Source organism: Azospirillum sp. A1-3 (assembly GCF_023806445.1).
GTDB lineage: Bacteria > Pseudomonadota > Alphaproteobacteria > Azospirillales > Azospirillaceae > Azospirillum.
In genome coordinates this window covers 493,269-514,716 of record NZ_JAMSLU010000006.1, presented here as the reverse complement: position 1 = coordinate 514,716, position 21,448 = coordinate 493,269, and the positions used below count along the sequence as shown (strand labels likewise).

The following is a 21,448-nucleotide window of genomic DNA, read 5'->3' as shown; positions in this document are numbered from 1 at the left end:
ACGTGACGTTTTGAACCACTGAAGAGCCCATGAATGTCGGCTGGACACCGCATCTTCCGGAACATCCGCGCCCTTGCCGCCGCCAAAATGGCGACGATGGCGAGCGGGCTGGTCACCGCGGCCTGGACCGCGCGTGTGCTGGGCCCGGACAGTTTCGGCGTGCTGGGCTTCGGCACCTCGCTGATGGCCTATGCGGCGCTGTTCGTGAACATGGGCCTGTCCACCTACGCCATCCGCGAGATCGCCCGCGATCGCGAGCAGGCGGCCGAATTGTCGGAGCATGTGCTGACCCTGCGCACCGTGCTGGCAGTGGTGGTGGGCGCCCTCTATGCCGCCTTCATCCTTTCCCTGGATAAGCCAATGGAGGTGAAGGCGGTTCTTCTGGTGCAGGCGGTCCAGCTGCTTGGGAACGCCCTGGTGCTCGACTTTGTTTATCAGGCGACCGAGAAGATGGGGGTGATCGCGACGCGCGAGATCGGCACCTCCATCGGCTCGATGCTTCTCGTCTTTCTGCTGGTGCGTGGGCCTGAGGACGCCATAACAGCAGCCGCCATCACCGGCGGATCGATCACCGTCAACGCGCTGGTGATGATCGGCCGGTTCCGCCGCGATTTCGGCACGCTGCGCCCGCGGGTCGACCTGAAGGTCTGGCGCGAGATCCTGACGGCGGCGACGCCGATGGCGGTCGGCGTCTTCGCCTGGGCGATCTTCACCCATCTGGACGTGGTGATGCTGGGCTTCCTGGCCCCGCACACCGAGGTCGGCTGGTACAGCGCGGCGGTGAAGATCCAGACCCTGGCCAATCTGGTCGGCAACATCGTGATGAACGCCTTCCTGCCGCAGCTGGCCGCTGCCTATGGCGAGCTGGGGCCGATGCGCGACCGGATGCGGGCCTATGCCTCCGTCATGCTGGCGGTCGGCGGGCTGGTCATTGCCGGCGGCCTCGCCCTGGCGCCGTCCATCCTGGGAACGCTGTTCGGCGATGCCTATGCCCCGGCGACGCTGGCCCTGCGGCTGCTGATGCTGGCCTCGGCGGTGGTCTACGCCAACATGATCCTGGGCAACCCGCTGCTCGTCTGGCATCGGCAGACCGGCTACATGATCGCCATGTTGTCGGGTGGCGCGCTGAACGCCCTGCTGAACATCTGGTGGATCCCACGCTACGGCATCGAGGGGGCCGCGATGGCGACCTTCACCGCAGAACTGGCCGCCACGGTCGCCATCGCCTGGATCCACCGGCAGACGGTCGGCGAGCTGTATGGCGGGATCGCCGCGAAGGCGCTGCTGTGCGCCGGCGCCGCTGTCGCCGCGGCACTGGCACTCGACCAGTTCGCCGCCCCGCTGTTCGACCGGATGCCGGCGCTGGTGGATTTCGTCATCGGCAGTGTGGCGATGGTCGCGGTCTATGCGGCCATGGCGGTGCTGACGGGACTGGTACAGCTGAAGCGGTTGCGCCGTCTGACCAGCGCCACGGCCTGAGAGGGGCGGGTCGTGGCAGGGCGGGCGGATGCAACCCTCAATTCCGCAATGCCGGGCCGATCCATGCCGGCAGCTGAAGCAGTTTGCGCCTATTGCACCACTTTCGAACGTCTCTGTTGGTGCCTCCAAGCATTCATTTGGCGTCGGCGAGGGTTAGTACTCTTAATACGTCGGTGATCGGCAATCATAGTCTTTTCATCCGACGGTGATTTCTGAAACACTTCGCGCTGCACAACGCCGGAAACGGGGTACTTCATCGTCACGGCGAAGTCACAACAATAAAACAATTTCGAATTTCGAGGTTTCTCCGTCTGCATCCTTGCCGGCAGGGCAGGGCAGTCGGGGCGTCTCCAAACTCTCGGCAACCCGCCGCCGGTGGCGGGGCCTCAGCAAACGGCAGGAGCGACGATGCTTCCCAAGACTTTTTCCGATCGTAACGTCTGCGTCCTCGGGCTCGGCTATGTCGGCCTGACGCTGGCGGTGGCGATGGCGGACGCCGGCTTCCAGGTGCATGGGGTCGAGGTGCGGCAGGACGTGCTCGACAAGCTCGGCCAGGGCAACCCGCACTTCCACGAACCGGGCCTGACGGAGAAGCTGCGCCACGTCATCGGACGCGGCCGTTTCACCTTCAGCCGCAATCAGGCCGATTGCAGCAACGCCAGCGTCTTCATCATCACGGTCGGCACGCCGCTGAGCAAGGACGGCCGGGTCCGCACCGACATGATCGAGGCGGCGACCCGTCAGGTCGCCAGCTGCCTGCATGACGGCGATCTGGTTATCCTGCGCTCCACCGTGAAGCTGGGCACCACCCGCAACATCGTGGCGCCGATCCTGCGCGCCACCGGCAAGCAGTTCGACATCGCCTTCTGCCCGGAACGCACGCTGGAAGGGCAGGCGCTGCTGGAGCTGAACCAGCTGCCGCAGATCGTCGGGGCGGAGAGCATGGACGTCGCCACCCGCGCGGCGCAGATCTTCGGCTTCCTGACGCCGACCACCGTCAAGGTCTCCACCCTGGAGACGGCGGAGCTGATCAAGCTGGTCGACAACACCTATCGCGACGTCACCTTCGCCTTCTCCAACGAGATCGCCAAGCTGTGCAATGCCATGGAGATCTCGGCGGTCGAGGTGGCGCGCGCCGGCAAGCTGGGCTATCCGCGCACCAACCTGCCGCTGCCCGGTCCGGTCGGCGGTCCCTGCCTGGAGAAGGACCCCCACATCCTGATCGAGGCGGCGCGCGAGGTCGGCGTCGAGATGGCGATCACCGCCGCCGGCCGGCTGGTCAACGAAAGCCAGCCGATCGAGGTCGCCGACTTCCTCGGCAAGCTCGCCAATTCGATGCAGGGCTTCCCGCAGGCGCCGACCATCAGCCTGATGGGGCTCGCCTTCAAGGGCCGGCCGGCGACCGACGACCTGCGCGGCACCATGGCCAAGCCGGTGCTGGAGGAGCTGCGCCAGCGCTTCCCCACCGCCCGCCTGCGCGGCTTCGACGCGGTGGTGCGTCCGGACGACATCCGCTCCTTCGGGCTGGAGCCGGCGGCCAACATGGCCGAGGCGGTGTCCGGCGCCAATCTGGCGGTGATCCTGAACAACCACCCGGTCTTCACCTCCATGCCGCTGCCGGATCTGGCCCAGCGGATGGACCGGCCGGGCGTGATCTACGACTTCTGGAACAACTTCAACAGCCGCGATGTCGACCTGCCGGAAGGCACCGCCTACGTGGCTCTCGGCAGCCATGGCGCCGCCCGCTACGCGCATGTGGCCTGACGTCTTTCGGGCCAGAAGAGGAATTTGACCGACATGAAACACTATCTCGTCACCGGCGGCAGCGGCTTCATCGGCGCCGCCCTGGTCCACCGGCTGGTCCGTGACGGCCACCGCGTCCGCGTTCTGGACGACAACTCGCGCGGGCACACCGGGCGGCTGGCCGGCGTGCTGGACGATGTCGAATTCGTCCAGGGCGATATCCGCGACGCGGCTGCCGTGCGCGATGCGGTGCGCGGCGTCGACGGCGTGCTGCATCTGGCCGCCGTCAACGGCACCAAGCATTTCTACGAGAAGCCGGAAGTGGTTCTGGACGTCGGCGTGCGCGGCATGCTGAACGTGCTGGACGCCTGCCGCGCCGATGGCGTGGGCGACCTCGTTGTCGCCTCCTCCTCGGAGGCCTACCAGACCCCGCCGATGGTGCCGACGCCGGAGGAGGTGCCGCTGGTGGTGCCGGACGTGCTGAACGCCCGCTACAGCTACGGCGGCTCCAAGCTGATCTCGGAACTGCTGGCGATCAACTGGGGCCGCAGCGGCTTCGACCGCGTGGCGATCTTCCGCCCGCACAATGTCTACGGCCCCGACATGGGCTGGGAGCATGTGGTGCCGGAATTTTCCCGCCGCGCGGTGGAGGCGATCGCCGGCCACCCGAGCGGGGCGGTGCCCTTCAAGATCCAGGGTGATGGCCGCCAGACCCGCGCCTTCGTCCACATCGACGACGCCATCGACGGCATCGTGACGGTGGTCGACAAGGGCGAGCATCTCGGCATCTACCACATCGGCAACCCGGAGGAGGTCACCATCGCCGACCTCGCCCGCCAGACGGTCGCCTGCCTCGGCCGCGAGGCCCAGGTGATGCCGGGTCCAGCCGCCCCCGGCGGTACCGACCGCCGCAGCCCCGACATTGCCAAGCTGACCGCGCTCGGCTTCACCCCGCGCATCCCGCTCTCCGCCGGCCTGCCCGGCGTGGTCGAGTGGTATGCCGAACGTGCGCGGGCGGAGTTGGGGCGCATGGGGCAGGCGGCGGAGTAGGGGGCGTTCTCTGCCCCCTCCCTAACCCTCCCCCGCTTCGCGGGAGAGGGGACTGCCGCCGCTTCGGCGGTCAGGTCACGCCGACAAGCGTTCTACCCCCTCTCCCGCGAAGCGGGGGAGGGATGGGGAGGGGGCCTAGGAGCTTCCACCCCCAAGACACCTCTTCATCAGGAGACGGCCCGCATGGACCGCAACAGCCGTATCTTCGTCGCCGGCCACCGGGGACTCGTCGGATCCGCCATTCTGCGGCGGCTGACGGAGGCCGGGCACACCGACCTCGTGATCCGCGACCGGTCGCAGCTCGACCTGACCGATCAGGCGGCGGTGCGCGCCTTCTTCGACCGCGAGGGGATCGAGCATGTGATCCTGGCCGCGGCGAAGGTGGGCGGCATCCTCGCCAACGACCGCTTCGGCGGCGACTTCATCCGCGACAACCTGCTGATCCAGAACAACGTCATCGACGCCGCCTGGCGTGCCGGCGTGAAAAAGCTGCTGTTCCTCGGCTCCTCCTGCCTCTACCCGAAGCATGCGGAACAGCCGATCAAGGAGGAGGCGCTGCTGTCCGGCCCGATGGAGCCGAGCAACAAGCCCTACGCCGTCGCCAAGATCGCCGGCATCACCATGTGCCAGGCCTACCGGCGCCAGTACGGCTTCAACGCCATCTGCGCCATGCCGTCCAACCTGTACGGTCCCGGCGACCATTTCGATCCGGAGACCTCGCACGCGTTGCCGGGGATGATCCGCCGCTTCCACGATGCCAAGCTGGCGGGCGATCCGACCGTCACCCTGTGGGGCACCGGCAAGCCGCGGCGCGAGTTCCTCTATGTCGACGACATGGCGGACGCCTGCCTGCATCTGATGGATCATTACGACAGCGAGGAGATCATCAATGTCGGCCCCGGCGACGACATCGCCATCGCCGACCTCGCCGCCATGATCCGCGACACCGTCGGCTACACCGGCACGCTGACCCACGATCTGAGCAAGCCCGACGGCCATCCGCGCAAGCTGATGGACGTGTCGCGCCTGTTCGCCACCGGCTGGCGCCCGAAGGTGTCGCTGGAGGAGGGGCTGCGCCGCACCTACGACTGGTTCCTGGAGAACGCGGCGCCCGAACGCCTCCAGACCTCCAAGCAGGCAGCGGAGTAAAGCCCGATGCCGGACGATTCCATCCATCTGCGGCCGCCGGTCTTCGACCGGCCGTCCAGCTCGCTTTCCCTGACGGACGTGCCCGTGCCGGAAGAGCTGCTGCTCGTGGCGCAGAGCTATTGGCCGGAACCGGCCGGCAGTGCGCCGATGATGACCGACCTCGCCACCGCCTTCGCGGCGGCCGGGGCCGAAACGACCGTGCTGACCGCGCGTCCCAACTATCCCGGCAACAAGGTCTATGACGGCTACGCCGACGGGTCGCAGGACAGCAAGACGGTGGACGGGGTGCTGGTCGAGCGGCTGCACACCATTCCGCCGGCCGGCGGCGGCATGAAGGCCCGGCTGATCCACGAAGGCGTGCTGCATGCCGGCTTCGCCGCCGCCCGTGCCCGCGGCCGGGTCGGGCGGCACAGCGCCGTGCTTTCGCTCTGCCCGTCGATCCTGTCGGTGGGCATCGCCGACCGCTTCAAGGCGCCGGGCGGGCGCCACGTCGCCATCGTCCACGACATTCAGTCCGGCCTTGCCGGTGCGCTGGGCATGGGCGGCAAGGCGGCTGTCAAGGCGATCCGCGCCATGGAGCGCCGGGCGCTGAACCGCGCCGACGCCATCGTCGTGCTGTCGGAACCGATGCGCGGCGTGCTGGAGGAGCTGGGCGTCACCCGGCCGATCCATGTGATCCCGCCCCATGTCGATGCCGACGCGGTCTATCCGCTGCCGCGCCGCGACCAGCCGCCGACAGCGCTGTACAGCGGCGCCTTCGCCCGCAAGCAGGGGCTGGAGCAGGTGCTGGACATGGCCGGCCATCTGGCGGAGCTGATGCCGCAGGCCCGCATCAAGATGCGCGGGCAGGGCGGCCTGGAGGAGGAGCTGAAGTCGCGCGCCCGCGCCATGGGCCTCAGCAACGTGATCTTCCAGCCGCTGGCACCGAAGGACCAGCTGAACGAAGCAATGGCGGAGGGCGACGTCCATCTCGTGCCCCAGCGGCCGGAAGGGGCGGCCTTCGCCATGCCCGGCAAGGCGGTGACCATCCTCGCCGCCGGCCGGCCCTTCGTCAGCACCTGCCTGCCCGGATCGGCGCTCGCCACGCTGGAGGCGCAGGTCGGTGCCTTCCTGTGCACCCCGCCGGAGGAACCGCGCGCCATGGCCGAAGCGGTGGCAGCCCTGCTGTCCGACCCCGCCCGCGCCACCGCCATGGGACGCCGCGGCCGTGCCTGGGTGGAGGCGAACGCCACCCGCGCCGTGGCGCTCGACCGCTACGCCCGCCTTCTGTTGGGAGAGGCAGCATGAAGAAGCCCGCGCTGGTCTTCAGCTGGGAGATGTTCGGCCCTTACCACATGGACCGGCTGGAAGCGGTCGGCCGCCGGCTGGGTCATGTCTATGACGTGATCGGGTTGGAGGTCGGGTCGAAATCGCACACCTACGCCTGGGATTCGACCGGATCGGGGCAGAATTTCCGCAAGATCACCCTGTTTCCCGGCCAGTCGAAGGCGGATCTGTCGACGGCCACGGTGTACCGCGCCCTGCTGCGTGAATGCCGGCGCGTCGACGCCCGCTATGTCTTCCTGTGCCATTACGAGGATCCGGACGTCTTCGCGCTCGCCCTGACCATGCGGCTGATGGGCCGCAAGGTCATCAACATGAACGCCTCCAAATACGACGACAAGCCGCGCATCCTGTGGCGGGAGATGGTCAAGAGCGTCTTCTACTCCCCCTATCAGGCGGGGATCGGCGGAAGTCACCGCACGGTGGATTACTTCCGCCTGTTGGGACTCCCGAAGGATCGGCTCTATATCGGGTATGACACGCTGTCGCTGGACCGCATCCGACGACTGTCCGGGATGGAGCCGGCCCCTGGGGGAGTACCCTTCGCCGACCGCCACTTCACCATCATCGCGCGCTTCGTCCCGAAGAAGAACTTGTTCCGGGCGGTCGAAGCCTACGACATTTACCGGAAGTTGGCCGGTCCGGCCGCCCGTCCGCTCCACCTCTGCGGCTCCGGTCCGCTGGAGGCGGAGTTGCGGGCCGAGGTGACGCGGCGCGGGCTGGACGGGTCGATCATCTTCCGCGGCTTCCTGCAGGAGAAGGGGATCGCCGAGACGCTGGGATCGACGCTCTGCCTGCTTCTGCCGTCGCTGGAGGAGCAGTTCGGTCTGGTGGTGAACGAGGCTTTGGCCATGGGTGTGCCGACCATCCTGTCCGACCAGTGCGGCGCGCGCGACGTGCTGATCCGCAGCGGGCTGAACGGCCACATCGTGGAGCCGGACAACCCGGAGGGGCTGGCGCGCTACATGCTGTCGGTCGCGGCGGACGAGGACGAGTGGCGCCGGCTGAGCCTGAACGGCCGGCCCTTCCAGGCGTTGGCCGACGCCAGCTTCTTCGCCCAGTCGGTGGAGAAGGCAGTGGTGGCGCTGGGCGGCCCCAGGGCGGAGCGCAGCGCGGACACGGACTATGTGTCCGACTATTCCGCCGATCCGGAGGGTGGCCAGCATGGCCGGTCGACCGGAGCGGCATTGACCGGGAGTTGACGATGGAACGGAACGCGCGCACCCATGTGGTCGTCTCCGGGCGCCTGCCGCCTCCGGTGGACGGGATGAGCCGGGTGACGGCCCTGGTGCTGGAGCGTCTGCAGGACCGCATGCGGGGGCGCGGCCGCGTGGAGGTCGCCGACCTGTCGCCCGGTTGGAACGGCGGCGGCGTCGCCTACCATCTGCGCAAGATGACACGGGTGTTCGGCGCCATGGGCCGGCTCGCCGCCGGGCTGCGCAAGCCGGACCGCCGCTTCTACATGCCGGTGGATTCCGGCTGGGGCACGCTCTACACCGCGGCGCTCGCCGGGACCGCGCGGCTGTTCGGCTACGAGCAGGTGCTGCACCATCACTCCTTCGCCACCATCAGCAAACCGACCTGGCGGATGCGGCTGCTGACCCGGGTGGCCGGCGCCGGCTGCACCCATGTGCTGCTGTGCCCGGCGATGCAGATGCGCTTCCAGTCGGTCTATCCGGCGGCGCGCACCTGCATGACCATGTCGAACGCCATCTTCTCCACGCCCGGCGCGGCCCCGCGTCCGCGGCGTGACGGCCCCCTGCGCATCGGCCACCTGTCGAACCTGTGCGGCGAGAAGGGGCTGGACACGCTGTTCGCCCTGCTGCGCGCTCTGCAGTTGGATGGGGTGGACGCCAAGCTGGTGCTGGCCGGACCGGGGCTGAAGCCGAGGGACAATGCGATGGTCGCCGCCGGGCTGATGGCCTTCGACGGGGCGGTGGAGTATCACGGCCCGGTCCATGGCGAGGCCAAGGAGGCCTTCTACCGCGACATCGACGTCTTCGTCTTCCCCACCCAGTACCGCAACGAAGCGCAGCCGCTGGTGCTGTTCGAAGCGATGGCCGCCGGCGTGCCGGTGCTGGCCTATGAGCGCGGCTGCATCGGCTCCGACATTCCGGCCGACGGGCTGGTGCCCCAGAACACCGACTTCGTGAAGGCGGCGCTGCCGATCCTGGCGGCCTGGGCCGACGACCGCGAGGCGCTTGCCGCCGCCTCGGCCCAGACGCTGACCCGCGCGAGGGTCGCCTACGAGACCAGCCGCACCGGCCTGGACCTGCTGCTCGACCGCATCGCCGGTCCGCATCCGGCAGCAGCGGCGGCGGCCGTGCCGGCCAAGCGCCGTGTGGCGGGGTAGGGGAGGGAAGCAGGGGGGAGCTACGCCCCGCCCCCCAGCGGCAGAGCCGTCTCGAACTTGATTTCCTTCAGGGCGAAGTTGGAGCGGATGCGGACCTGGAAGGGCAGCTGGAAGACGAACTCCTCCAGGAAGCGGTTGTAATCGGCGATGGCCCGCACCGCGACCCGCAGCAGATAATCTGCATCCCCCGACACCGCATAGCATTCCAGCACCTCCGGCCGCTTGCGCACCGCGTCGATGAAGAGGGCTGCGGTCTCGGCCGAATGGTGGTCCAGCGTCACATGGGCGAAGACGCACTCGCCGACCGATGCCGCCTTTGGATCGACCAGCGCCGTATAGCGGCGGATCACCCCGGTTTCCTCCAGCGACTTCAGACGGCGCCAGCAGGAGGACGGCGAGGTCCCGACCCGGTCGGCCAGCTCCTGCACTGTCAGGCGCGAATCCTCCTGCAATGCGACCAGGATTTTGACGTCGATTTCCGATAGGGCGGCGGACAACGGCAAATTTCTCCGAGATGATAGGAGCAGGCGGAAAATCCAGCCAAAATCATAGGTGTACCCGCCTCACTTTGAAAGCTATTTCCACGGACTGTCCGGCATACTGATCGCACAATAAACCAAGGGAGAGACGATCATGGCCGACATGTGGGAAAACCCGATGAAGACCGACGGATTCGAGTTCATCGAATTCACCGCGCCGGACACGGTGGCGCTGGGCCGCCTGTTCGAGCAGCTGGGCTTCACCGCCATCGCCCGCCACCGGTCGAAGGACGTCACGCTCTACCGCCAGGGCGACGTGAACTTCATCGTCAATGCCGAGCCGTCGGGATTCCCGCGCAACTTCGCCGCCCAGCATGGCCCGTCGATCTGCGCCATCGCCTTCCGCGTCGCCGACGCCGCCTTCGCCTACCGCCGGGCCGTCGATCTCGGCGCCTGGGGGATCGAGAACCGCGTCGGCGCGATGGAGCTGAACATCCCCGCCATCAAGGGCATCGGCGATTCGCTGATCTACCTCGTCGACCGCTATGGCGAGCGCGGCAGCATCTATGAGGTCGATTTCGTGCCGCTGCCGGGGGTTGACCAGCATCCGAAGGGCGCCGGCCTGACCTACATCGACCACCTGACCCACAACGTCCACACCGGGCGCATGGAGGAGTGGGCCGACTTCTACACCCGCCTGTTCGGCTTCCGCGAGATTCGTTACTTCGACATCGAAGGCAAGCTGACCGGCCTGCGGTCGAAGGCGATGACCAGCCCCTGCGGCAAGATCCGCATCCCGATCAACGAATCCGCCGACAACAAGTCGCAGATCGTCGAATATCTGCGCGACTACAAGGGCGAGGGCATCCAGCACGTGGCGCTCGGCACCAACGACATCGTCCACACCGTGGAGACGATGCGCGGCATGGGCACCCCGTTCCAGGACACGCCCGACACCTATTACGAGCGTGTCGACAGCCGCGTGCCCGGCCACAACCAGGACCTGAAGCGCCTGCAGGCCAACCGCATCCTGGTCGACGGCGCCCCGACCGAGGGCCAGGGCCTGCTGCTGCAGATCTTCACCCAGAACGTCATCGGCCCGATCTTCTTCGAGATCATCCAGCGCATCGGCAACGAGGGCTTCGGCGAGGGCAACTTCAAGGCGCTGTTCGAATCCATCGAACTCGACCAGATCCGCCGCGGCGTCTTGAGCGAGAACGCCGCCTGATCCTCAGGCGCTTTTGCAGGCAGGTTCCGAACGCCGTCCGGTCGCAAGGCCGAGCGGCATTCGCATGTCAGGATAGCCCGCTCAATATCTTTCCATAATTCTGCTTATGTGTTTATTGTGCGCTGCAATATGGCACCGCCCCCTTCACGCCGCGCCCTTCACTCCGGATGCGTGTGGGCGTCGAAGCGTTCGCGGTCGCTCTTGTCGCTCATGAAGATGGCGAAGGGCCGCAGGGCGTCGGCGTGGTTCAGGGTGATGGCGATCAGCACCGCCATCGGCGCGGCCAGCAGTGCGCCGGCGGCTCCCCACAGCCAGCTCCACAGCAGAAGCGCGATCATCACCACCAAGGGCGAGATGGCCAGCTGCTTGCCCTGCATGTGCGGAGCCACGAAGTTGCCCATCACCTGCTCGATCACCAGCAGGCCGGCGGCGACGGCCATCGCGGTGCCGGCATCCTGCGTCGCCACGACCAGCAGCACGGGCAGCGCGCCGGCCACCACCGACCCCACCACCGGCACATAGTTCAGCAGGAAGGCCAGGAAGCCCCACAGCAGAACCAGATCGACGCCGAACAGCGACAGCCAGCCGATATAGAGCGCGCCGGTGATCAGCCCCAGCACGCTGCTGACCACCAGATAGCGGCGGAACTGCTGGGCGATTGCGGCCACCGCCTCCACCGCCATGCGGCAGCGCTCGCGGCCCAGGGTGATGACGATTTTCTCCCGCCAGACCGGCGCCTCCAACTGCATCAGCAGCGACAGGAAAACGGTCAGCACCAAGGTCGAGATCGTCTGTCCGGCGGAGGACAGGGCGGTCTTGGCGAATCCGGTGATCGGATCGACCGGCACCTCGCCGCCCTGCCCCACCCCTTGGCCGCCTTGCGCCGTCAGGTCGGCCTTGGCGCCCTGGAACCAGTGGTTCGCCTTGGCCCACAGCTTGCCCAGCGCTTCGGCATATTGCGGGAAATCCTCCGCCACCCGCTGCGTTACCAGGGCCATGCTGCCGAAGAAGGCGGCGAGGATGACCAGGATCAGCAGCATCGACGCGGTCAGCCCCAGCCAGGATAGGCGGCGCGACACCCGCCCGCGCACCCAGCGGCCGACCGGCGCTACCGCGATCGCGACGAAGAAGGCCGAGACCAGCGGGATCAGGATGGACGCCGCCGCCTGCAGCACCCAGAGCGATGCCGCCGCAGCCAGCACGCCCAGCAGCCAGAGGGCGAGATTGACGCGGTCGATGCGCGTCCCGCCCCGTCCTCCTCCCGGTTCCCGGCCGTCATCCCACCGCCCGCCGTCCGTTCCGCCGTCCACGCCCGCCGCCTCCGCCGCTTCGCTCCGCATCGTCGGGATGCTCGTTCTAGACGCGCCACGGGGGCATTCGGTTCCATTCACTCCATGGGCGTTCCCGCCACGGATAACTCGGAAAAGCCAAGTCAAAGAATCAAAAAAGGTCGGCAATTGAGCTTATTTCGCAACAGCTCGGTCGAACAGAAACGGCCAAGCTCAAGTTAAGTGGGAAAAATCTGCCGGTCTGTTAGCTGCGCCTTCGCAGCATCATCAAAGTTCCATTTTTGACTGATTCATGGCCGAGGGACGATATCCCTTTTTTGTCTCAATCCTGCCACGGAAAACCCCCTCATTCATAATTTCCTAACCATAAGTGTTAGTACCCGATTAAGGCTAACGAACGAGCCTGCGGAACAAGGCGATACCCATAAAGCGGAGTTCCAAAATGGCTACCACCAACACCGACGGCACGATCCAGGTCACCTTCGCGGTCAATGCCTGGGGCACGCCCGCCGATGGAAAATGGCCGCATTTTCAACTGCTTCTGGATGGCACCAGCATCGGTGAGGCCACCGTCTCCTCCGCCACCCAGTCGCGTTACGTCTTTACCGCCAACGTGCCGGCCGACAAGGCGCACGCGCTGCAGCTGGTCTATGACAACGACGACACGGTTAACGGCGTGGACCGCAACCTGTTCGTCAAGTCGTTCGAGGTGAACGACAGCACCATCCTGTCGATCGATCCGTCGGTCAAATACGACACCGGCAAAATCGACGGCCTGAACGTCATCGGCGGACAGACGGAGATGTACTGGCCGGGCGCGCTGAACGTGCCGCTGCCCGCCACGCTGTTCTCGTCCGCCGCCACCTCCCCGGATGCGGAGACCGCCGCCAGCATGACCACGACCATCAAGGTCAAGGCCTATGGCATCAGTGCCGGCGGGCAGGCCCCGCACTTCAAGCTGCTGGTGGACGATCAGGTGGTGGGCGACGCCTGGGTCAGCGCGACCTCGGCCACCGACTACACCTTCACCGCCAAGGTGGACCCGAACGAGGCCCACAAAATCCAGGTCTGGTACGACAACGACGCCACCGTGAACGGCATCGACCGCAACCTGTTCGTCAAGTCGATCAACATCGACGGCCAGACCATCGCCTCGACCTCCAGCATGGCGTCCTACGATAAGGGCCCGGTGGACGGCAAATATGTCGTCGGCGGCCAGGAGGCCCTCTATTGGGGCGGCGCCCTGACCTTCGGTGTGCCGGAGGAGTATTTCGGCGGCGCCTATGTTCCCCCGCCCCCGCCGCCGCCGAGCAAGGCGGTGGACATCGTCGTCAACGCCTACGGCACTTCGGCCGGCGGACAGGCGGCGCATTTCAAGCTGCTGGTCGACGGGCAGGTGATCGGCGACGCCAAGGCCGCCGCCACCACCGCCGCCTACAAATTCACCGCAAACATCGACCCGACCAAGGCCCACACCGTCCAGGTCTGGTACGACAACGACGCCACCGTGAACGGCGTCGACCGCAACCTGTTCGTCAAGTCGGTCGCCATCAACGGCCACACCGTCGCCGCCACCGACAGCATCGTCACCTATGACAAGGGCGTGGTCGACGGCAAGGACGTGGTCAAGGGCCAGGAAGGGCTCTATTGGGGCGGCGCCCTGAACGTCAAGGCCGGCGCCGATCTGTTCGGCGACGCCCCGATCAACCAGACGCCCGTGCCGACCGCTCCGACCAAGCCGGCCTTCTATGTCGCCGCCAACGGCAAGGATAGCTGGTCCGGCAAGCTGGCGGCCCCGAACGCCGACGGCACCGACGGTCCCTTCGCCAGCCTGGAGAAGGCGCAGGCCGCCATGCGGTCCAGCTCGACCATCGACACCACCTATGTCCGTGAGGGCACCTATCACCTGACCAAGACGCTGGAGCTGACCTCGCTCGACAACGGCCACAGCTTCCAGAACTATCCCGGCGAGAAGCCGGTGCTGAGCGGCGGCGAGGTGGTGAAGAGCTTCACCAGCGAGGGCAACGGCCTCTATTCGGCCAAGCTCGCCAGCGCCAGCAACCTCGACCTGATCGTCGGCGACGTCCGCCAGCATCTGGCGGAGAAGTACGCCTATGACGCCGCCGACGTCACCAGCGGCTGGCATTTCGCCGATGCGGCCTCGGGGGGTCCGAGCGGCTGGTACATCCGCTCCCACGGCACCGAGGTGACCAGCGCCGACATCCAGCCGAACACGCTGATCCAGGTGATGGACGCCGAACGGCTGGGTGACACGCTGACCAGCATCGCCAGCTTCAACGCCTCCACCCGCACCATCATGCTGAAGAACGGCGCCTCCCTGCCCTTCGCGGAAGGCACCACCTACAAGCTGCTGAACAACGCCTCCTACGTCGATCAGGCGGGCGAGTTCGCGTGGCGGTCGACCGACGGCAAGCTGCTCTACAAGGCGGCCAGCTCCGGCTTCGTCTCCAGCGGGGTGGAGGTGCCGCGGCTGGGCACGCTGGTCAAGCTGAACGGCGCCAGCGACGTCACCATCGACGGGCTGACCTTCAAGAACACCACCACCGGCGGCGACGCCCTGCTGCTGACCAATGCCGACGGCAACCACATCAGCGACAACAGCTTCCTCAACGTCGGCTCGGCGATCAAGCTGACCGCCGGATCGTCCAACAACCAGATCGCTCACAACACGCTGAACCACATGGCCGAGAACGGCATCGAGATGGATGGCCGCAGCAACGGCAACAGCATCTATGCCAACACGATCAGCAACATCGGCGAAGTGCGCAAGGCGGTGGCCGGCATCATCGGCACCGGGGTGGACAACAACCTGATCTCCAACAACGACATCGACCACAGCGCGCGCTACGGCATCTCGTTCAAGGATTACGGCGGCACCACCAACACGGTGAACCACAACAACGTCATCCAGTACAACCACATCTCCTACACCGGGCTGGAGACCGCCGACGACGGCGCCATCGAGATCCTGGGCCGGTCCAGCGCCAACACCGGCATGGTCATCCAGGGCAACTGGATCGAGCACGCCAACGGTCTGGCCACCAGCGCGCAGGATACCTGGATGTACGGCCAGAAGGGCTTCGGCATCTATCTGGACGACATGGCCGGCGGCATCACCGTCAAGGACAACTTCATCAAGGATGCCGACTGGGCCTCGGTGCAGATCCACGGCGGCGACAACAACGTTGTGACCAACAACTTCTCGGTCATCGCCAGCAACAAGGAAGACTTCATCCGCATCGAATGGCAGCCGGTGCACGGCACCGCCGGTGACCCGCACAACAACACGATCACCAAGAACGTGGTCATGGGCACCCTGCCGCTCGATGACTATACCGAGCTGCTGAGCGCCAACGACTTCGTCATCGACAACAACCTCGTCTACAACGTGCCCAAATACGGCGATCACGACGTGGTCGGGAAGCCGATGTTCACCAACGCCTATTGGGGCGACTATTCGCTGCAGGCGTCCTCGCCGGCCTTCGCCATGGGCATCCACGACCTCGCCTGGGCGAAGATGGGCGCCGAGGGCGTCGCCCATGTCGGGCTGGAGCATTTCTGGGACGCCGTCTGACCAAGGCCCGGATACGGCGCATCGGGGGTACGCCTTCGACGCGCCGGACCCGTGGCATGGGCGGGGCCTGTTTCGCTCCACGGGCGGAGCCTGTTTCGCTCGATGATCGGGCGGCGCGGGCTCCGCTCAACTGCGTTTGTGGGACTCCGCTTCGAACCTTCCGCTGCTTGGCTCCCGCACTGCAGCGCACCATATGCAGGCCGCGCCCCGGCGACGGATCGGGGCGCCTCTTCCTTTCAGACCAGATGGACCGAGACCGTTTTCCGATGACGCAAGCGACGTGGACCGCGGGAACTTTGGCGAAAATCCTGGGAAGCGGCCTTCTGCTGTGGACCGCCTGCATGGCGCCGCCCACGGCGTCGACTGCCTGGGCGCTGGAGGAGCTGAAGCCGAAATTCGGCCCGGACGCGGTGCCGATCACCCGCGCCAGCGACTATGTCCGCACTGCCGCAGCGCCGGATTACTGGGCGCTCAGCCCCTATTACGTGCCGCAGATGACCGGCGCCTCCTGCTCGCTGGCCAGCGTGACGATGATGCTGAACGCGTTGCGCGGCCTGCCCGCCCTCGCGTCGGAACGGCTGGTGACGGGCAAGCAGCTGCTCGACCGGCTGGACGACGACCATTGGCGCGCCGCCACCGCCGAGGATGGCGAAGGCGTCTCGTTCGGCGAGCTGATCGACTATGTCCGCCGCAGCCTCGCCGCCTACGACATCGATGCCGAGGTGGAGGTCTGGCGCCCGCGCGACGCCTCCCCCGCCACGCTGGCGGAACTGCGCCGCATCCTGGCCGGGAACGAGCGCAGCGCCGACGACATCATCCTGCTGGCCTTCGACCAGGGCACGCTGACCGGCGATGTCGGCGTCGGCCACGTCGCGCCGCTGGGCGCCTATGATGCCGCGACGAAGCGCGCGCTGGTGATGGATCCCGACCGCAACTGGTACGTGCCCTATTGGACCAGCGACGCCCGGCTGCTGGACGCCATGCTGAAGCCGGACCGCGCCGACCCCGAGGGCAGCGGCCTGATCCGCATCCGCAGCCGCCGGGTGTCCGGCTGACCTCCGTTTATTTGACCTCCTGGCTGGTCAGGTCGGAGGGGTTCTGCGACCGCGTCGGCTCGCTCGGCTGATCGGGCTCGCTTGCCCACTGGTTGGGACGCGGCACCGGGTTGCCGTTCAGGTCGGGCGGCGCGCTGCGCACGGCGGCGAGCGCCTGCTGCAATTCGCTGCTGCCGGTCGCGGCGGAACTGGACGCATTGGGCGGCCTCGTGCCCTGCGGCGTGGGGTGGGGATCCTGGCTCTTCTGAACCCCGGCATCGCGCGCGAGGGCATCGCCGGCCGACTCCTTCGAGCCTGAGTCCACCGGGGCCGCCCCGTCTTGTCCTGATTGAGGTTGTTGCTGATCCGCCTGCTGCGCGGCGGCACCGTGCAGCGGCAGGCCGGACAAGAGCCCCGACAGGAGCAGGGCGGCGGCGATCTTGCGCATGGCGCATCCTTCCTTTGGGCGACCGTCGGGGAATCGGTCGGAGCACGGCGTGCGGCGGCACCAATCGGCCATTGGCGCGTTGTACCGGGGACGGAGTCCGGCTTCGGCCGTCCGGTCCCAGCCCATCAGGAACACCGACAATGCCCAGCGAGTTCCCGTCTTCCCCCACCTCCATCTCCAACCCCACGGCGCCGGCCTCGCCACCCGACCGTGCCGAGCGGCGCAGCGTCGGCGTGGTGGTGGAGCGGCGGCGCGTCGACAATCCCTGGATCGAGGCGCGCTGGCAGCCGGTGATGCTGGTCCCGGCCGACCCCACCCTGCCGGACTGGAGTGTGCTGGCTGAAGGGCCGGACTGGACGCGCCATTACGCCGGCACTGCCGAGATCGCCCTGTTCCCGACCGAGGCCGAGAACTACAAGCACAACCTCGACGGCGGCAATCCCAGCGCCTACGTCATCCTGCGTCCGGGCGGTCCGGCGCCGGGGATCCGGCTGCTGGCCGTCACTGCCGACCCCGGCGAGATCGATGCCCATGCCGAAGCCGGCGACGACGTGATCGAGGCGCTGCCGCTGCCGATCCCGCTGGTGCTGTGGATGGACGGCTTCGTCGCCCGCCACCATGTCGAGCGCCCCTTCCACAAGCGCAAGCGCGACCGCGCCGACCCGGAAGCCCTGGCGCTCCGCCGCCGCACCGGGGGTCCGCAGCATGGCTGAGCGGATGGAGGGGGAAAGTGGGTTCCTCGGCCGCTGGTCGCGGCTGAAGCGTGAGGCGCGGACGGAGGAGCCGGCGGTCGAGCCGGTGGTATCGGAAGCGCCCACCATGCTGCCGGCGGAAACGGCCGAGGCTGAGATCGCGGTCGTCGAGGAAGAGGCGCCGGAGCTGCCCTCGCTGGACAGTCTGGATTCCGGCAGCGACTACACCGGCTTCCTCCGCCCCGACGTGCCGGCGGAGTTGCGCCGCCAAGCCTTGAGAAAGGCATGGGCGAGCGATCCGGTCATCGCCGGGTTCCGCGGTTTTGCGGAGTATGACTGGGATTACAACGCGCCGGGCTATGGCGCCCTGCTGCCCACCGACGACATCGCCCGCCTGCTGGACGCCGTGCTGCCCGACGAGAAGCGGGAGGAAGAGGTGGGTGAGGGGGAGGTGGTGGTGGCTCAGCAATCCGTTGAAGCAGAGGATTTGCCGACCTTGCCCCCTCCCCAACCCTCCCCCGCTACGCGGGAGAGGGAGTTAAGTGCCAGAGCAGCGGAGTTCCCTCTCCCGCCAAAGGCGGGGGAGGGTTAGGGAGGGGGCAAAGAGCGTCCCCTCAAATACACCGCCCGCCATCCACCTCCAGGCACACGCCCGTCAGGAAGTTCCCCTCGTCGGAGCACAGGTACAGCGCCGCGTTGGCGATGTCGGACGGCGTCGACAGGCGTCCCAGCGGGATGCTGCTGCGGAACTGTTCGCGGCGTTCCGGCGTGTCCTGGCCCATGAAGCGGTGGAGCATGCCGGTCTCGCCGGCCACGGGCGCGATGGCGCAGACGCGGACATTGTCCGCCGCCAGTTCCGCCGCCATCGACTTGGTCAGGGTGATGACCGCGCCCTTGGAGCCGTTGTACCAGGTCAGGTTCGGCCGCGGCCGCAGCCCGGCGGTGGAGGCGATGTTCAGGATCACGCCGCCGCCCTGGTTACGGAACACCGGCACGGCGTGGATGGCGCTGTGATAGATCGACTTCACGTTGACGGCATAGATGCGGTCGAAGGTGGCCTCGTCCACGTCCAGCATCGAGCCGTAGCGGTGGGTGTAGCCGGCATTGTTGACCAGGATGTCGAGCCGCCCGAACTCGCCGAGCGCCGCCGAGACGATGGCCTCGTAATCCTCCCCCACCGCGACGTCGGCGCGGACGGCGAGCGCCGTCTCGCCTAGGCTGTCGGCGACGCGGCCGGCTGCCGCCTCGTCCAGATCGGCGACGATGACGCGAGCCCCTTCGGCGGCGAAGCGGCGGGCGATGCCCTCGCCGAAGCCCGATCCTCCGCCGGTGACGACGGCGACCTTGTCAGACAAACGCATGAGCGGTTCCTCCCCGGCAATTCGCGGTCCGAGATGCGCGCGGCCGTTCGGCGCGCGGACTCCGTTCAACAGGGAACCGGCGCCATCGGCCGCATCGTGGACGCGGCGAAGAACGCATGATAGCGCGAAGCCGCCCGGTGGGGCAGTCGCCATCATCCGCTACATCGAATTGGGGAGGTATAGGAGAAAATGGCGCGAGTGACGGGACTTGAACCCGCGGCCTCCGGCGTGACAGGCCGGCGCTCTAACCAACTGAGCTACACCCGCGCGATGGCTCCCGGTGCTGGACTCGAACCAGCGACAAGCGGATTAACAGTCCGCTGCTCTACCAACTGAGCTAACCGGGAACGGAGGCCCGCGTTATATGGCCGATGACGAATCCTGGCAAGCGGAAAAACGCAAAGCTCCGCATTTTTTCCCTACGAGGCCGATTTCGCGCCCCTGGCCTGTGACAACGCGCACGGATCGCAGCCATGGGTTGCCGACGTGCAGGCTTGCTCTTGACAGTTCGGGGCTTCTCAGGCTTCTTCTCGCCTCCCCACCCCACCATTGCCGCAGGCCCCGATGTCCGAGGTCGTCCCCTTCGCCGCCGCCCGCGAGGCGCTGCTCGCGCGCCTGACCGAACAGTTGCCGCCCTCGTCGGAATGGGCGGGCCGGCTGATGCTGATGCCGGAGGGGCGCCGGGTGGAACCGATGCCGGCGGCCGAGGCGGTTGAGTCGCTGCGCGCGTTCCGCACCGGGCTTGGCGAGGCGATCGGCGCCGCCGCCTGCTCGGTCGGCGGGGTCTGGGTCGGTCGGGAGGATTGCCTGGACTGGGACGGGCTGCTGGCGCCGCTGGCGGTCGCCGCCGCCTATGTGGTCGGGCGCACCCAGTCGGCCGGCGGCTTCGCCGCCGAGCTGTTCCGCTGCAAGGATGCGTTGGCCGGCTGGGGCGTGCGCGGCCTGCGCGGCGAACCGGCGGTGGCGCGCGCCGCCGGCTATGCCGTGGTGTCGGTCAGCCGCCGCCCGGACGACAACGAGATCGTGCTGGACCGGGTGATGGACACCTTCGCCTTCGTCATGCGCAGCCTGGGCGAGCCGACGGTGGCCGCGGCCGACATGGATCGCCGGCTGGTCAAGCGGGCAGTGCCGCTGCGGCGGTGAAAAGCTTCTGAAGGGGCAGGCGTGATGCCCCCTCCCTAACCCTCCCCCACCTTCGGTGGGAGAGGGAACTCCGTAGCGAGCGCGCCGAACTCCCTCTCCCGCGGAACGCGGGGGAGGGTTGGGGAGGGGGCAACAAAACCTCTACCCTTGCTGCCCCAGCGCACAGCGCGCCGCCGCCAAATCCCACGCCGCGCAGCCGACGCTCTTGAACAGGCGCGGGCGACCCGGCGTGGCGCGGCCATCCAGCGCATCGACCAGCGACTTGACGGTGCCCCACTCGACTCCGGCCTGGATGAAATCGCCGGCCTCGTGGCGGGCGCCGGCGGGATCGTCGACGAACAGCTCGCTGCCATGGACGGCGGTCGCGCCGAACTCCACCATCTCCGGCTTGAAGGCGCCGACGCCGACCAGCAGGCGGTCCGGGCGCGGCGTCTCGTCATAGATGGGGGACAGGCTGGTGGTCAGCGCGATCACCACCTCGGCCGCCGGATCGACCGGGCCGCTCATCGGCCGCAACTCCACCCCCTGCCCGTCCTGTTTCGCGCAAAATGCCGTGGCCGTCTCCAGGCTGCGGCTGTGGATGTCGATGCGGATGCCGGGATAGAGCGATGCCAGCGCCGCCACATGGCCGGCCGACTGGGTGCCGGCGCCGAGCAGCGCGACGTGGCGCGGCGCCGGGGCCAGCGTCCGGATCGCGAGCATCGACACGGCGGCGGTGCGGCGGGCGGTGACGGTGGGGCCGTCCAGGATCACCTGCGGCGCGCCGGTCAGGGCGTCGAAGGCGCTGACCACGCCATGGATGGTCGGCAGCCCGCGGGCGCCGTTGCCGGGATTGACGTTGACCAGCTTGTGGATGGCAATGTCCGCCGCAGTGGCCGGCATCGACAGCAGCACGCCGCCGTCGGGCAGCGGCAGCACCTGCCGCTCCGGGCTGGTGATGCGGCCGGCGGAATAGTCGCGGGCGGCGGCTGCCACCGCGTCGCACAGCGCGGGAAAAGGAAGGCGGGCGGCGGTCTGTTCGGCGGTGAGGACGGCGAGAGACGACACGGGAGGCGGCTTCCTCTTCGATGAGTTGGAAAACG

Annotated in this window: 18 protein-coding genes and 2 tRNA genes; 13 read left to right on the top strand and 7 right to left on the bottom strand. The window is 67.6% G+C overall.

The features are described from left to right. Positions 1 to 33: 33 nt before the first annotated feature. The 7 genes from M5E06_RS30225 to M5E06_RS30195 all read left to right on the top strand — a co-directional run bounded on the left by M5E06_RS30225 (position 34) and on the right by M5E06_RS30195 (position 9,097). The gene (locus tag M5E06_RS30225; RefSeq protein WP_252141398.1) at positions 34 to 1,479 is read left to right on the top strand and encodes a flippase; all 1,446 of its coding nucleotides are present in this window, start codon (positions 34 to 36) and stop codon (positions 1,477 to 1,479) included. A 408-nt stretch (positions 1,480 to 1,887) separates the two neighbouring features. Continuing rightward, positions 1,888 to 3,243, top strand: coding sequence for a nucleotide sugar dehydrogenase (locus tag M5E06_RS30220; protein ID WP_109153924.1), 1,356 nt, complete (start codon positions 1,888 to 1,890; stop codon positions 3,241 to 3,243). 33 nt (positions 3,244 to 3,276) lie between these two features. Further along, positions 3,277 to 4,272 (top strand): NAD-dependent epimerase/dehydratase family protein, encoded by a 996-nt coding sequence (locus M5E06_RS30215; protein WP_252141397.1) that lies wholly within the window; start codon positions 3,277 to 3,279, stop codon positions 4,270 to 4,272. Positions 4,273 to 4,455: 183 nt separating this feature from the next. Next, complete coding sequence (locus M5E06_RS30210; RefSeq protein WP_252141396.1) at positions 4,456 to 5,421, top strand: GDP-L-fucose synthase family protein; 966 nt, start codon at positions 4,456 to 4,458, stop codon at positions 5,419 to 5,421. 6 nt (positions 5,422 to 5,427) lie between these two features. Then, the gene (locus tag M5E06_RS30205) at positions 5,428 to 6,708 is read left to right on the top strand and encodes a glycosyltransferase family 4 protein (RefSeq protein ID WP_252141395.1); all 1,281 of its coding nucleotides are present in this window, start codon (positions 5,428 to 5,430) and stop codon (positions 6,706 to 6,708) included. Then, positions 6,705 to 7,946 (top strand): glycosyltransferase family 4 protein, encoded by a 1,242-nt coding sequence (locus M5E06_RS30200; protein WP_252141394.1) that lies wholly within the window; start codon positions 6,705 to 6,707, stop codon positions 7,944 to 7,946. The genes M5E06_RS30205 and M5E06_RS30200 overlap by 4 nt, the downstream gene beginning before the upstream one ends. 2 nt (positions 7,947 to 7,948) lie before the next feature. After that, a complete protein-coding gene (locus M5E06_RS30195) occupies positions 7,949 to 9,097 on the top strand; it encodes a glycosyltransferase family 4 protein (RefSeq protein ID WP_252141393.1) in 1,149 nt (382 codons plus the stop codon). A gap of 20 nt (positions 9,098 to 9,117) precedes the next feature. On the opposite strand, the gene M5E06_RS30190 is transcribed toward M5E06_RS30195, so the two are convergent. Then, complete coding sequence (locus tag M5E06_RS30190; protein ID WP_252141392.1) at positions 9,118 to 9,594, bottom strand: Lrp/AsnC family transcriptional regulator; 477 nt, start codon at positions 9,592 to 9,594, stop codon at positions 9,118 to 9,120. Between the two features lie 136 nt (positions 9,595 to 9,730). On the opposite strand from M5E06_RS30190, the gene hppD reads away from it, so the two are divergent. Then, a complete protein-coding gene (gene hppD / locus M5E06_RS30185) occupies positions 9,731 to 10,804 on the top strand; it encodes a 4-hydroxyphenylpyruvate dioxygenase (RefSeq protein ID WP_252141391.1) in 1,074 nt (357 codons plus the stop codon). A gap of 158 nt (positions 10,805 to 10,962) precedes the next feature. Here hppD and M5E06_RS30180 read toward each other — a convergent pair whose 3' ends face one another. Further along, a complete protein-coding gene (locus M5E06_RS30180; RefSeq protein ID WP_252141390.1) occupies positions 10,963 to 12,144 on the bottom strand; it encodes an AI-2E family transporter in 1,182 nt (393 codons plus the stop codon). A 391-nt stretch (positions 12,145 to 12,535) separates the two neighbouring features. Between M5E06_RS30180 and M5E06_RS30175 the strand changes: the two genes are divergently transcribed. Beyond that, entirely contained in the window at positions 12,536 to 15,688 is a 3,153-nt protein-coding gene (locus tag M5E06_RS30175) for a carbohydrate-binding domain-containing protein (protein WP_252141389.1), read from the top strand. A gap of 341 nt (positions 15,689 to 16,029) precedes the next feature. Further along, positions 16,030 to 16,743 (top strand): phytochelatin synthase family protein, encoded by a 714-nt coding sequence (locus M5E06_RS30170; RefSeq protein ID WP_252141388.1) that lies wholly within the window; start codon positions 16,030 to 16,032, stop codon positions 16,741 to 16,743. A 7-nt stretch (positions 16,744 to 16,750) separates the two neighbouring features. Here M5E06_RS30170 and M5E06_RS30165 read toward each other — a convergent pair whose 3' ends face one another. Then, positions 16,751 to 17,170: a hypothetical protein gene (locus M5E06_RS30165; protein WP_252141387.1), complete on the bottom strand. Its 420-nt coding sequence runs from the start codon at positions 17,168 to 17,170 to the stop codon at positions 16,751 to 16,753. A gap of 140 nt (positions 17,171 to 17,310) precedes the next feature. On the opposite strand from M5E06_RS30165, the gene M5E06_RS30160 reads away from it, so the two are divergent. Both M5E06_RS30160 and M5E06_RS30155 read left to right on the top strand, forming a co-directional pair. Then, positions 17,311 to 17,883, top strand: coding sequence for a DUF3305 domain-containing protein (locus M5E06_RS30160; RefSeq protein WP_252141386.1), 573 nt, complete (start codon positions 17,311 to 17,313; stop codon positions 17,881 to 17,883). Then, positions 17,876 to 18,454 (top strand): DUF3306 domain-containing protein, encoded by a 579-nt coding sequence (locus tag M5E06_RS30155; protein WP_252141385.1) that lies wholly within the window; start codon positions 17,876 to 17,878, stop codon positions 18,452 to 18,454. Before M5E06_RS30160 ends, M5E06_RS30155 begins: the two co-directional genes overlap by 8 nt. 22 nt (positions 18,455 to 18,476) lie before the next feature. Here the strand turns inward: M5E06_RS30155 and M5E06_RS30150 are convergent, their stop codons facing one another. From M5E06_RS30150 to M5E06_RS30140, 3 genes are all read right to left on the bottom strand, one after another. Further along, complete coding sequence (locus M5E06_RS30150) at positions 18,477 to 19,223, bottom strand: glucose 1-dehydrogenase (RefSeq protein ID WP_109153936.1); 747 nt, start codon at positions 19,221 to 19,223, stop codon at positions 18,477 to 18,479. Between the two features lie 190 nt (positions 19,224 to 19,413). Continuing rightward, a tRNA-Asp gene (locus M5E06_RS30145) sits at positions 19,414 to 19,490 on the bottom strand. Between the two features lie 4 nt (positions 19,491 to 19,494). Further along, positions 19,495 to 19,570 (bottom strand) — tRNA-Asn (locus M5E06_RS30140). Positions 19,571 to 19,787: 217 nt separating this feature from the next. Between M5E06_RS30140 and M5E06_RS30135 the strand changes: the two genes are divergently transcribed. Beyond that, the gene (locus M5E06_RS30135) at positions 19,788 to 20,366 is read left to right on the top strand and encodes a hypothetical protein (protein WP_252141384.1); all 579 of its coding nucleotides are present in this window, start codon (positions 19,788 to 19,790) and stop codon (positions 20,364 to 20,366) included. A 141-nt stretch (positions 20,367 to 20,507) separates the two neighbouring features. Here M5E06_RS30135 and lhpI read toward each other — a convergent pair whose 3' ends face one another. Continuing rightward, positions 20,508 to 21,413: a bifunctional Delta(1)-pyrroline-2-carboxylate/Delta(1)-piperideine-2-carboxylate reductase gene (lhpI, locus tag M5E06_RS30130; RefSeq protein ID WP_252141383.1), complete on the bottom strand. Its 906-nt coding sequence runs from the start codon at positions 21,411 to 21,413 to the stop codon at positions 20,508 to 20,510. Positions 21,414 to 21,448 lie beyond the last annotated feature (35 nt).